This window comes from Ruegeria sp. BG3 (genome assembly GCF_056538485.1).
In genome coordinates this window covers 32507-45263 of record NZ_JBQFTE010000005.1, presented here as the reverse complement: position 1 = coordinate 45263, position 12757 = coordinate 32507, and the positions used below count along the sequence as shown (strand labels likewise).

The following is a 12757-nucleotide window of genomic DNA, read 5'->3' as shown; positions in this document are numbered from 1 at the left end:
TCTCCTGTTAAGATGAAAGCTTTCGTTTTCGGATGTCTAGCGCGGGGATCACGCGTCCTTCGTGCTGGAAACACAGATAGTCAACACCAAAAGTCTCGCGCACGCGGTCTGGCGTCAGAACTTCGGAGACCGGGCCAAAGGCCGTCAGTTGCGCGTTCTTCATCAGGGCCACGTGGCTGGCGAATTCGGGGATCATGACCAGATCGTGGACGATCATCACAACCGTCACGCCCAACTCGGCGACCAGAGACAGCATGTGCCCTTTGGCATCAGGGTCGAGATGATTGGTGGGTTCGTCCAAAAACAGCAGCGAGGGGTTCTGCGCCAAAGCCCGTGCGATATGAGCACGCTGGCGCTCTCCGCCGGACAGTTTTGCCATCTGTTTGCCGGCCAGATGGGACAGTTCGGTGGTGTCCAATACGCGCTGCAGGTCCGTCTTAAGAGCTTCGGCGGATTTGTCGGCCTTGATCGGGATTTGCCCAAGGGCCACATAATCGCGCAGTTGCAGCCGCCCGTCGGGCATTTCTTGCTGACCGACAACGGCAATCCGTCTGGCCCGCTCCAGCGACGACAGTTTCCGCAGGCTTTGCCCCTGAATGCGCACATCCCCCAGTGCCAGCTTTTCGACGCCGCACAAGAGGTTGAGCAGCGTCGTCTTGCCAGCTCCGTTCGGGCCAGCGACGGCCAATATCGCGCCTTCCTCAAGCGTGAACGAGGTGTCGCGCAGCAGAACATCGCCGTTCAGGGCATAGTATTCCAGGTTTTCAGCGACCAGAAAGCTCATGCCGTGTTCTCCGGTGGCAGGCAGGGCATGCGCGACAGGGTTTTGGTATAGAGCGCCAAGGGACGGGTCGAGGCGCTGGTCCAGCCATCCTCGCTGTCGCGGAATTGATGGGCGAACTCAGCCAAAGCGCTCAGATCGGCGGGGGATTGAATGTCGCCAAACAGATATTGCGCCTTTCCCTTGGCCTGCAGCCCAACCGTCATAGGTCGGTCGCACCCGGCCATACAGTCGATCAGGTGTGTCGAGAACCCCTCGGGCAGCTGGCTATCCAGCGTTTCCTTCGCCTTATGTGCGGGGATCGGCCCAGTGCAGGTGCCGCATATCAGGACAAAATGATCAGCCATGGCACGGGTAGCCAACTTGAATAAAAGCCAAGTGAAGGCAAAAGCCATGAATTGCATCAGCACGCAGATGTGCCATCGAGCCTCCTTCCGGGACACCCCGCCCCGGGTTGGTTAAACTGTGATGGCAGGTCTCCTGACTTGCGGGTCATTGCTCGGCCAACCTTCCCGACCTTAGGGGCCAGTGGTTTTGTGGCGTCGCTCTCCACTTACAGTTGCGGGGGCAGTCACGGCATTGGCACTTGGGCCGCACCGTATTCCCATTTTCATCCCTAAGGCACAGGCCGTCGGGAACCATCCAGAGCAGCTAGTCTGCTCACGCTCCTGTTGTCAAGCGCCGGAATCGCGCTATCGGACCACGCGCAGGGTTGGCCTGCGCGCGCTTTGGCCCGGTCCGACGCCATTTGTCGGGAACTGGCTGGCCAGGGTCAAACCGGCCTGTATCAGATGGGCGTCCGGGTAGTCTCCGGTCAAATCATTCAAGGCATCGCGCGCTGCCGGAGTTTCGTCGCGGCGCATGTGATGCAGCATCCGGAGCAGGGCGTGCTCGTCACATGTCAGTTCTTGCCGTGTTTCAACACAAAGCGGGTCTTTGAAGGCCAGACCCAGAGGGCGGGTGTGTAGCGTGGCCTTGATAATCTTGAAGACCAGATGCGCCAGAACAAGCCCCTGATCGCGCCCCCAACGCTCGGTCGCTACCGAAAAGGCATGTTGCCAAGCCTGCGTTTCCGGCTCTGTGAAGCTGAGGATGAAGTGCCGCATGACAGGCAGCAAACCGCGTTCGAAACCGTCAAATTCGACGCGGGGCAGTGTGTGGTTGAATGCCGAGTGTTTCATGCGCGTTACCTTTTGGGGTCGAGGGCTTTCGCGGCCAATAGGTGGACGTTTTGCGGAAGCGTATTGGGATCAACTGGCGTTTCAAGACGCGGTGATGCAGCGCGGACGGAAAAGCTGAGATCAGCCTCAATCGCCTGCCTCAGTTTTGGTTTCAATGCGCAGCCATGGCGACTGGCAACAGCGTCCATGGCCAACAGGTCGGCGTGGGATTTTCGCATGTCAGGTTATCTTTCGGTCGCAAAAATGGGACCGGGCGATGATTCCAACTGAATCTGACTGGGTCAGCCGTTAACTGACTAAATTAGTCAGAAAATGCAAGCGCGAAATTCTTAATGAAGTCAGTAGTCGGCAACCAACAGGAAATCCGGTGATGCATCTTCTTCGATTGTTGCAAAGCGGGGGATCGGGTCTTCAAATACGTTGTCCGTCCGGTCGTCATTCACGGTTGAGACTTCGCCAATCAAGCAATCCCCACCTTCCGCCCAGAAGGCATGCCAGATGCCGGGCATCAAGGTCACGCTCTGACCTGGCTTCAGGCGCAGATGCTCTCCGGGCCGTATGGTGACAGGGCAGGCATCGCTGGGAACAGTGACTGGGGTATTGCGGTCGATACCGCCATCGGGGTCCGAGGCATAGATTTCCATAACCAGATCGCCGCCGCCTCGGTTGATGATGTCCTCGGCTTTGACGATATGGCGGTGCATCGGCGACAGCTGTTTGTCGCGAGAGATCAGCAGCTTTTCAGCATAGAGCATACCGCGCCCTCGACTCAGATCGCTCACGTTGCCGTTGCGTAGGGTGAACAGGAACAACCCAAGCTCATCGAACTTGCCCTGACCGTAGTCGGTGATATCCCATCCTAACCCATGGGCGCGGATGCTGTCGGCATCGGCGCTGCGCATTTGCTCAGGTGTCCAATCTGCGAAAGGCGGCAGAACGGCACCAAATGAACTGATGAATGCCTGGGCTTCGGTCTTGATACGGTTGATTTCGGATCGTTTCATCTCGGACTCTTCGTAGGGCTATAATTCGTGCGACCAGGGCGGGTTGGCTCCGGCGCGCGAGACGGTCACAGCGGCCACCTCTGCACCCAAGGTCAAAGCGTCGCGTAGTGCATCCGGGGACAGTGTTTTCAAGCCCGGCTTTGTCAGCTGGCCAGCCTGTTCCAGCGAGGCCAGAACCCCTGCATTGAACGTGTCCCCCGCGCCAACCGTATCCACAACTTGCACCGGTTTGACAGGGACTGAGACAAACGTGCCGTTGGCCAGATAACCCGAGGCGCCCTCGCTCCCGCGTGTGACGATGACGGCAGAGGGGCCTGCTTGAAGCAGCAGGGGAACTTTCTGATCGTGGCTTTCCGGGCCGGGGATGATCCAGTCCAGATCCTCATCCGAGACTTTGACGATATCGGTCTGTTCGATCATCTGGTTCAACCGCGTGCGGTAGCGGGTCTGATCCTGTATAAAACCGGGTCGGATATTGGGGTCCAACATCACAGCACAGTTCGCGCCATGTTGCGCCACCAACGCGGCATAGGCATCCGCGCAAGGCTCACAGGCAAGGCTGATGCCACCAAAGTACAGCGCTGAAACCGCGGGGAGTTGGCGCGGCATATCCTCGGCCCGTAACATCCGACCCGCAGTGTTTTCGTCGACAAACGTGTATGTGGCGTGGCCGTCCTTCAGTTGAACAAACGCCAGCGTGGTTGGTCTGTCCGAGGCAATCACATGTGTCGTGTCCACGTGGCTGGCCCTCAGGTCATCGGCCAATTGCTGCCCGAACATATCCGAGGACAGGCCGGTCAGCAGTCCAACGGGCGCGCCCAACCGGCCCAAAGCGATAGAGGTATTGAATATGGCGCCACCGGAATGTGGAACAAAACCGTCCCGCCCGGACAGGGTCGGTTCGGCAATCATGTCGATCAGGGCTTCTCCGCAACACAGGATCATCCCACATCCTCTTCCAAAATACGCTCAGTTATCGCTGAAGCGCATTTTTACAGAAGTTGTTAGCGCCAACAATGCCAAATTCGGCCTGTTCCGATATATAAAGGTTCATCGACTGCCGCAACTCGCTGAAACGCCCACCTGCATTGAACGCGTTGCGGAAGGTTTCGCCAAACATCCAGCGGTTTTTCTCGGCTACGCCACCAACAAGGAAGACGCCACCGGCAGGCATCACTGTGACGGCCATGTCACCCATCAACGCACCCAGATGGCTGATGAACAAATCTGCGGTGCGAACGGCGATCGGGTCACTACCGTTTTGCGCGTCCTGCAAAATATCTCGGGCGGTACGAACGGGAGGCTTGGCCTGCCCAGCCGCCATGCCAGCGGCCTGATAGAGGATCGGCAAGCCGGTTCCGCTGAGGAACATTTCGGCCTCAAGTACGAGGCTGTTGTCGAAAGAGCATTCGGGCGCCAGATGGCGGGCGGCGTCGAAGATATCGACCTCATCCCGCGTGCGCGGAGACAGGCCAACATGGCCGCCTTCGCCTGAGACGGTGTGGAAATGCCCCTCCGAATAGAGCAGCGCGCCGACACCCAAACCGGTTCCAGGCCCCACGACCAATCGCGTACCCATCGGCGGAGTGGCAGAACCTTGCAGGACGGATACGTCAGCCTCTGTCACTTCGGCCACGGACCACGCTGCTGCCGTAAAGTCATTGATCACGTAGGTGTTGGTGGCCCCCGTCGCCTTGGCCAGAGCGTCCTCGGACAGGTCCAAATTCGCGTTGGTCAGTTGGATGCGCCCGTCGCGCACCGGTCCGGCCCCAGCCGCTACAACGGCTTGTGGCGCGGTGCCAATTTCATCGCGTATACGATGCAACGCGTCCAGCAGATCGGGCAGGGTGCCCGTCGGGTGTTTGTGCAATGCGGTCAGCTTACCATCAGAGACAATGCCCAGACGCGTATTCGTACCGCCTATATCGGCCACCAATGTCCAATGTGGTCGCAAAGAGCCAGACGGCTGGCGATAGGCCTGTCGTTCGGTAGAGCCCTTGGAAAGTGCGGCCTTTACAGCCGCGAAGGAGGCTTTGGGCCTACGGTTCAGCGTCTCAAAATCCACGTCTACCAATCCAAACCGTTTTTCATAGCCATAGGCCCATTCGTAGTTGTCCAGCAAAGACCAGATGAAATACCCCTTTACGGGCACATCCGCAGCCAAAGCCTGTTGCACCGCCGTCAAGTGATCGTCCAGATAGGCGATGCGCTCATCGTCTTGCTGGCGCTCGGCGCTCGCCATGCCGTTTTCTGTAACATAGATCGGAAGATCACCGGTATAGTCTTCTGCGGTTCTTTTCAGAAAACGGGTCAGGGCGTCGGGGTCGATCTCCCAACCCATCTGAGTTTTGGGCAGAGGGCCGGGCACTTCGGTCAGGCTTGGCCATGCACTGTCTGCCGAGGTGATCAGCTTGCGGGTGTAGTAGTTCAAGCCGCACCAATCGACCGGTGCCCCGATTGTGTCGAAATCATCTTGCCAACCCTCGGGCAAATGAGGCTCCAATCCCTGCAGCACGTTGTCGGGATAGGCTTTTTTAAACACTCCGCCCAAAAAGAACCTGTTGTAGATCCCGTCATAGAGTGCTGCCGCGCGTTGAGCAGCAGCACTATCATCAGTGGGCTCCGCCCATTCGAGGTTGAAGACAGCACCCAGATTGGACATGCCCAAACTACGCATTGTTTGAATTGCGCTGCCATGGGCCAGAAGAACATGATGCATCGCACGTGCGGCCGCGCGAATATCACGCAAACCCGGCGCATGGTGGCCTTCGAAATGGCTGAGCCAGCTGACGCACCAAGGCTCATTGATCGGCGCGACCGAATACATGCGGTCTCCGATCCGGCCCATGATCACTTGGGTGAAATCGGCGAACCACCCGGCGATATCCCGATTGCGCCAGCCTCCCAGATCTGCAAGTGCCGAAGGCAACTCCCAGTGGTAGAGCGTCGCACAGGGGCGGATGCCACGTTCAAGCAGCGCGTCCGCCAGGCGGTCGTAATAGTCCAGCCCGGCTTGATTTACATGTCCGCGACCTTCGGGCAACACACGCGCCCAACTGGTCGAAAAGCGATAGCAGTCAAAGCCTGCATCCTGAACCAGATCAAAGTCTTGTTCGAACCGATTTAGGTGATCGCAGGCGAGTGCGCCATTTTCCGCGCCGACGACATTGCCGGGGGTGGCCGCGAAACTGTCCCAATGCGTCCGGCCCGCACCGCCTTGAGCGTGGCCTTCGATCTGGTAGGCGGATGTTGCGACGCCGAACAGAAAGTCGCCGGGGAAGTCGTTGCGTGTGTATTTCATCATCGAACCCCAGTAGGCGCAGGCCCGGTTGACCGCCCGACGACCAACTCGGCCTCAAGCAACCTCGTATGTACCGGTGAAGACGGAGACTTGATCCGCTGGATCAGCATCTCGGCCGCCATTTCGCCAGCGTCCCGAACCGAGGACCGCGTTGCAGTGAAGATCGGCACATCCTGTCCGTTTTTGAGATAGGAAAGATCATCGTCATGGGCGATGACCGAAATATCTCGCCCCATCTGCAGCCCGGCTTCTTCTAGCGCGCGGCGCACGCCTATGGCTGTGATCATCGACGATGCCAGTATCGCAGTCGGAGGTTCCTCGATGTGCAGCATCTGATGGGTTTCCCGGTGACCATAGACTTCGGTCATTTCGGCGCTGCGCATTAAGGCGGCATCCGGCGTCAGCGCGGCCTGTTGCAGAGCGTCCAGATATCCGGCGCGACGGCGTTGGGCAAAGTCCATATCCTCCAGCCCATTGATCAGGGCGATGCGACGGTGGCCCAGGTCAATCAGAAACTGCGTCGCGCGCTGGAACGAACTTTTGTTGTTCACATCAATCCAGTCATATTCAGCCTGCACACCGGTTGAGCGGCCATGAACGATAAACGGCACCGCCATCCGCATCAGAACCTCAATCCTTGGCTCGTTGACCTTTGGGCCCTGCAGCACGACACCGTCGACCGCTCCGCGTTGAAATAGATTGCGATAGGCCGCCTCGATCGAGGTGTCATCGGCGTTGGTGAACATCATGTCATAGCCATGCTCGGCATATGTTTTTGATGCTCCGGCGACGAAATCGCCGAAGATCGGGTTCACCATTTCATGCCTTGATGAGCTGGGGATGACGTGACCGATGACCATGGACTTGCCCGTCGCCAACCCTTTGGCGCGGCTGTTAGGGCGGTAGCCATGTTTGGCTGCAGCAGCCTCAACCCTCAGACGTGTTTCAGCGTTGACCTCAGGGTAGCCGTTCAGCGCCCGGCTGACCGTGGTTTGCGAAAGACCCAGTGTTTCAGAGAGCTGCTTGAGGTTCATAGGTAGTCAAAGCGCCTTCAAATCGAAGGCTTTACTGGTGAAGTCCTGTTTTGTGCGCCTGCCAACCTGTTGTGATAACAGACAAGCCTGTTTTTCTGACTTATTCGAAAATACGACTCATTGACAGAGTAAAAATGTTAGCGGATAACAATAATCATTCAAAGCGCTTTGAAAAACGTGAAGCGAAGGCGCTGGAGAGTATTGGGAGGAGATTTCATGAAACACACGCTGTACGCAGGTGTGGCCACGTTTGCCCTGACTGCCGGGGCTGTTCACGCACAGGGTCAAATGATCCACCCCGTTGGAGAGGGCGGCTTTGACTGGGACGGATTTCAGGCCTTTGCAGACGCTCATGATCTAAGCGGTCAGGACCTGACCATTTTCGGCCCTTGGCTTGCGGGCGAAGGACAGTCCTTCGAAAATCTGGTCGCCTATTTCGATGAGGCAACAGGTGCAAACTCCAGCTATGTCGGCTCGGACTCGCTGGAACAGCAGATTTTGATCGACGCTGCAGCTGGATCAGCGCCAAACCTGACGGTTTTCCCGCAGCCTGGCCTTGCGGCGAACATGGCCAAGAACGGCTATCTGACGCCGCTTGCCGAAGGATCGGCAGACTGGATCAAGAACAATTTCGCCGCCGGTCAGTCCTGGGTCGATTTGGGAACGTTTGAAAACGCAGACGGAGCCAAGGATTTCTACGGCTTCTTCTTCAACGTGAACGTCAAGTCTCTGGTCTGGTACATCCCCGAGAATTTCGAGGACTTCGGCTATGAGGTCCCTGAGACGATGGAAGAGTTCAAAGCGCTTATGGATCAGATGGTCGAAGACGGTGAGACGCCACTCTGCGTCGGCCTCGCATCCGGTGGCGCGACCGGTTGGCCCGCTACGGATTGGGTTGAGGACCTGATGCTGCGTACGCAACCGCCCGAGGTTTATGACCAGTGGGTGTCGAATGAGATGAAGTTCGACGACCCGCGCGTGATTGCCGCTATCGAGGAATATGGCAGCTTTACCCGCAATGACGACTATGTGGTTGGGAACGCAGACGACACGGCTGCGATCGATTTCCGCGACAGCCCCAAGGGCCTGTTCGACAGCCCGCCTGCCTGCATGATGCACCGTCAGGCCTCGTTCATCCCGGCCTATTTCCCGGAAGGGACAGAGCTGGGCGTGGATGCCGATTTCTTCTATTTCCCAGCCTATGCCGAGAAAGATCTTGGCACTCCGGTTCTGGGTGCGGGCACCTTGTTTACCATCACGAATCCAAGCCCTGCGACTGAAGTGTTCATGGAGTTCCTCAAGACCCCATTCGCGCATGAGATCATGATGTCTCAGGACGGGTTCCTGACGCCGCATCTGGGGGCAAACCCGGAAAACTATGCCAATGACACACAGCGCGGTCAGGGTGAGATTCTGACCAACGCCACCACGTTCCGCTTTGACGGCTCAGACTTGATGCCGGGCGCAGTCGGTGCGGGCACGTTCTGGACAGGAATGGTCGACTATTCCTCGGGCGCGAAGGACGCGGCCACTGTTGCGGGCGAAATCCAGTCGTCATGGGATGCCGCGAAGTAACTGACGCTTCGGGGCGGCTATTTGGCCGCCCCGTTTCCAAACCGACGAGGGCATCATGACACCGGCACTTCAGGGCCTGCTGACCATCATCATCGGTGTGTCGGGTTGCGTGGGCTACTTCTATCTCTCGAACCAATTCCTGGACAAAGTCCTGTTCCCGCCGCGCGGGCCGAACGCAGGGCGCAACATCAACCGCGCGAACATGATCCGGCCATGGCTGTTTTTGTTTCCCGCGCTGGCGGCGCTTGGCCTCTATCTGGCCTATCCGGTGGTTGAGACGTTGCGCCTATCCCTCACGGAGCGCGTGCCTGGCGGCGGGTACAGATGGGTTGGTCTGGACAATTACACCCAGATGGCGGCAGAGCCGAAATTCTGGGAAGCCATGCGCAACAACATGTTCTGGCTGATCGTGGTGCCCGCGATGTCAACGGGTTTTGGTCTGCTCGTAGCGCAGCTGACCGATCGCATCCGCTGGGGCAATTTTGCCAAGTCGCTGATCTTCATGCCGATGGCAATTTCCTTTGTGGGGGCCTCGGTGATCTGGAAACTGGTCTATGACGCTCGGCCGGCGGAACAGGATCAAATCGGCATTCTAAACGCCCTCTATATCTTTTTCGGCGGGACTGAACCGCAGACATGGCTGACCGTTCCGTTCTGGAACAGTTTCTTCCTCATGATCGTCCTGGTCTGGATTCAAACCGGATTTGCCATGGTGATCCTGTCGGCGGCCTTGCGCGGCATCCCTGAGGAAACGGTCGAGGCCGCCATTCTGGATGGGGCTAACCCGTTCCAGATCTTCTTCAAGATCAAAGTGCCTCAGATCAAGACAACCATTCTGGTGGTTTGGACGACGATCACAATCACTGTTCTCAAGGTCTTCGACATCGTCTTTGCCATGACCAATGGCCAATGGGAGACGCAGGTGCTGGCCAATTACATGTACGACAAGCTGTTCCGCGCCAATGATTGGGGGGTGGGGTCGGCCTCGGCCATGGTGATCATGTTGTTGGTCACTCCGATCCTGATCTGGAACGTGCGCAATGCGCGCAAGGAAATGGAGTGAGGCCATGAGCGATATTGCAGGAACCAAACCGGCACTACGCTGGGTCGTCCATGCCTCGGTCATTTTTCTGGTGGTGCTTTGGGTGATCCCGACCCTCGGTCTGCTGATCTCGTCATTCCGGACTGCGGATCAGATCTCGGGCAGTGGCTGGTGGCGGTCGATCTTCCCTTCCGAGCAAAACCTGACCCTGCGCAGCGCTGCACCTGATACACAGGTGCTGGAGAACGGCCTCTACGTGATCGAAGGCCAGCTTTTCGGGGACGACGAACAGGTCAAGATCTCCAACTGGGGTATCAGTGCCCGTGAGGTTGACGCCTTTGTTCCCGGCGACACCGCTGAACTGCGTCGAGGCGGCACGATCACCGTTGATGCGGACGGCGCCTACAGGATGGAGAACACTGAGGAGTTCACCGGAAACCGAGGTGTCCGTGTGTTCGTCACGGCCGAATTGCCGCCGGAATTCACGTTGGACAACTATCGAAAAGTCCTGCTGGATCAAAGCAGTTCCGACAGTATGGCCAAAGCGTTCTTCAACACGCTAACGGTGACGATTCCTGCGACAATCATCCCGATCCTCGTTGCGGCCTTCGCAGCCTATGCGCTGGCGTGGATGGAGTTTCCGGGCCGTGCTCTGTTGATCGCGGCCGTCGTTGGACTGTTGGTTGTGCCCTTGCAATTGGCGCTGATCCCGCTGTTGAAATTCCACCTGAATATCGGGATTGGTAAAGGCTATCTTGGCGTCTGGCTGGCCCATACAGGCTTTGGTATGCCACTGGCGATTTACCTGCTGCGCAACTACATGGCCGGGTTGCCACGGGATCTGATAGAGAATGCTCGCGTCGATGGCGCGACCGAGTTCCAGATCTTCACTAAGCTGATCCTGCCGCTCAGCTTCCCGGCACTCGCATCCTTTGCGATCTTCCAGTTCCTGTGGACATGGAACGACCTTCTGGTCGCCAAGGTATTCCTGATCGATGCGACCGGCCAGACCACCGTTATGACCAACCGCATCGTCGAGCTTTTGGGCACACGAGGCGGCAACTGGGAAATCCTCGCGACGGCGGCCTTCGTATCGATCTTTGTGCCACTGGTCGTGTTCTTCGCAATGCAAAAATACCTGGTCCGGGGCCTACTGGCCGGATCCGTCAAATAGAGGCGTCTGATGAACGTGCAAAACACCGTAGACCTATCCAACTCAACCAGAGCGCCGTCAGACTGGTGGCGGGGCGGCGTGATCTACCAGATCTATCCGCGCAGCTTTCAGGACAGCAATGGCGACGGGATTGGTGACCTGAAGGGGATCACCCAACGGCTCGACTATATCGCCTCGCTCGGCGTCGATGCGATCTGGATTTCGCCTTTCTTCAAGTCGCCGATGAAGGATTTCGGCTATGACGTGAGCGATTATCGTGATGTCGATCCGATGTTCGGCTCGCTTGAGGATTTCCAAGAACTATTGGATCAGGCCCACGCAAAGGGTCTGAAAGTGATGATTGATCTGGTGCTGTCACATACATCGGATCAACACCCGTGGTTCACCGAAAGCCGTGCCTCAACAGACAATCCGAAGTCCGATTGGTACGTCTGGGCCGACCCCAAACCCGATGGGACGCCACCGAACAACTGGTTGTCGATCTTTGGGGGGTCGGCCTGGCAATGGGACCCGCGCCGCCTGCAATACTACTTGCACAACTTCCTGACATCGCAGCCGGACCTGAATTTTCACTGTGAACAGGTTCAGGACGCGCTGCTGGACGTGGCCCGGTTCTGGCTCGAGATGGGGGTCGATGGCTTTCGTCTGGACACGATCAACTTCTATTTCCACGACAAGCAGTTACGCGATAACCCGGCGCTGCCGGTTGAAGAGCGAAATGCCTCGATTGCGCCCGCAGTGAACCCGTACAACCACCAGAACCACCTCTATTCCAAAAGTCAGTCTGAAAACATCGCCTTCCTGGAACGACTGAGAGCGCTGACCAACGAATACGAAGGACGCGCCTGTCTGGGTGAGGTCGGTGACGCGCAGCGCGGACTTGAGATCATGGGGGAATACACCTCGGGTGATGCGCGTATGCACATGTGCTATGCGTTCGAGTTTCTGGAAAAACGCGCGTTGACAGCAGCTTACGCGAAGCAGGTGTTTGACCAGCTTCAGGCCAAGGCCGGAGATGCCTGGCCTTGCTGGGCGTTCTCGAACCATGATGTTCAACGCCATGCCTCTCGCTGGGACCTCAGCGATGCAGCAACGCGCCAACACGCGGTTCTGATGATGTGCCTGCGCGGTTCGGCCTGTTTGTATCAGGGCGAGGAATTGGGCCTACCTGAGGCCGACGTGCCCTTCGAACGCTTGCAAGACCCCTATGGCGTTGAATTCTGGCCTGAGTTCAAAGGCCGTGACGGATGCCGGACGCCAATGGTCTGGGCAACTCAGGATGAACAATCGGGTTTTAGCACCGGCGAGCCATGGTTGCCTGTTAGTGATACGCAGTCCGAACGTGCGGTTGATCGTATGGAGGCGGACGACCAATCCATGCTGCACCACTATCGCCGCGCGATTGCTCTGCGTCATGCACATCCGGCGCTGGCTACGGGAGCGCAATCAGAAATGGTGCAAGTTGGCCCGATCCTGATGTTCCGTCGCGAAAACGCCAGCGAGGAGGTGTTTTGCGCTTTTAATCTGGGGCGCGAAGCGGGGCAGGTCGATCTGCCCTCGGGCAGCTGGCAGGCAATTGGTGAGGACATTGGCAGTGTCACGGGTGAAGGTCGCGTCACGCTGCAACCTGCCGAATTCTGCCTGATGCGCAGGGACAAGGGGTAA

General features: G+C 57.8%; 12 protein-coding genes, 1 pseudogene and 1 riboswitch. Of the genes and pseudogenes, 4 read left to right on the top strand and 9 right to left on the bottom strand.

Annotation, left to right across the window (positions count from 1 at the left end; genetic code table 11):
• Window positions 1–7 precede the first annotated feature (7 nt).
• The 9 genes and pseudogenes from ACR0AI_RS09290 to ACR0AI_RS09250 all read right to left on the bottom strand — a co-directional run bounded on the left by ACR0AI_RS09290 (window position 8) and on the right by ACR0AI_RS09250 (window position 7301).
• The gene (locus ACR0AI_RS09290) at window positions 8–784 is read right to left on the bottom strand and encodes an ABC transporter ATP-binding protein (RefSeq protein ID WP_480673742.1); all 777 of its coding nucleotides are present in this window, start codon (window positions 782–784) and stop codon (window positions 8–10) included.
• Entirely contained in the window at window positions 781–1128 is a 348-nt protein-coding gene (locus ACR0AI_RS09285; RefSeq protein ID WP_480673744.1) for a DUF1636 family protein, read from the bottom strand. The genes ACR0AI_RS09290 and ACR0AI_RS09285 overlap by 4 nt, the downstream gene beginning before the upstream one ends.
• A gap of 106 nt (window positions 1129–1234) precedes the next feature.
• A riboswitch (cobalamin riboswitch) is annotated at window positions 1235–1439 on the bottom strand.
• Between the two features lie 34 nt (window positions 1440–1473).
• Window positions 1474–1962, bottom strand: a complete 489-nt coding sequence (locus tag ACR0AI_RS09280; RefSeq protein ID WP_480673746.1) for a hypothetical protein — start codon at window positions 1960–1962, stop codon at window positions 1474–1476.
• A 5-nt stretch (window positions 1963–1967) separates the two neighbouring features.
• Complete coding sequence (locus tag ACR0AI_RS09275; protein WP_480673748.1) at window positions 1968–2180, bottom strand: hypothetical protein; 213 nt, start codon at window positions 2178–2180, stop codon at window positions 1968–1970.
• 120 nt (window positions 2181–2300) lie between these two features.
• Window positions 2301–2966, bottom strand: a complete 666-nt coding sequence (locus tag ACR0AI_RS09270) for a D-lyxose/D-mannose family sugar isomerase (RefSeq protein ID WP_480673750.1) — start codon at window positions 2964–2966, stop codon at window positions 2301–2303.
• 18 nt (window positions 2967–2984) lie between these two features.
• Window positions 2985–3911, bottom strand: coding sequence for a carbohydrate kinase family protein (locus tag ACR0AI_RS09265; protein ID WP_480673752.1), 927 nt, complete (start codon window positions 3909–3911; stop codon window positions 2985–2987).
• Window positions 3912–3939: 28 nt separating this feature from the next.
• On the bottom strand, window positions 3940–4899 hold the full coding sequence (locus tag ACR0AI_RS09260; RefSeq protein WP_480673818.1) for a glucokinase: 960 nt from the start codon (window positions 4897–4899) through the stop codon (window positions 3940–3942).
• Window positions 4900–4965: 66 nt separating this feature from the next.
• A pseudogene (locus tag ACR0AI_RS09255) lies at window positions 4966–6267 on the bottom strand (GH1 family beta-glucosidase); the annotation flags it as partial.
• Window positions 6267–7301 carry a LacI family DNA-binding transcriptional regulator gene (locus ACR0AI_RS09250; RefSeq protein WP_480673754.1) on the bottom strand — a complete coding sequence of 345 codons (1035 nt, stop codon included), beginning with the start codon at window positions 7299–7301 and terminating at the stop codon, window positions 6267–6269. The pseudogene ACR0AI_RS09255 and the gene ACR0AI_RS09250, both read right to left, overlap by 1 nt.
• 216 nt (window positions 7302–7517) lie before the next feature.
• On the opposite strand from ACR0AI_RS09250, the gene ACR0AI_RS09245 reads away from it, so the two are divergent.
• From ACR0AI_RS09245 to ACR0AI_RS09230, 4 genes are read left to right on the top strand one after another with little or no spacing between them, the layout of a single operon-like run.
• Window positions 7518–8876, top strand: a complete 1359-nt coding sequence (locus ACR0AI_RS09245; RefSeq protein WP_480673756.1) for an ABC transporter substrate-binding protein — start codon at window positions 7518–7520, stop codon at window positions 8874–8876.
• A gap of 55 nt (window positions 8877–8931) precedes the next feature.
• On the top strand, window positions 8932–9939 hold the full coding sequence (locus tag ACR0AI_RS09240; protein ID WP_170377422.1) for a carbohydrate ABC transporter permease: 1008 nt from the start codon (window positions 8932–8934) through the stop codon (window positions 9937–9939).
• A 4-nt stretch (window positions 9940–9943) separates the two neighbouring features.
• Entirely contained in the window at window positions 9944–11092 is a 1149-nt protein-coding gene (locus ACR0AI_RS09235; protein ID WP_480673759.1) for a carbohydrate ABC transporter permease, read from the top strand.
• 9 nt (window positions 11093–11101) lie between these two features.
• Window positions 11102–12757: an alpha-glucosidase gene (locus ACR0AI_RS09230; protein WP_480673761.1), complete on the top strand. Its 1656-nt coding sequence runs from the start codon at window positions 11102–11104 to the stop codon at window positions 12755–12757.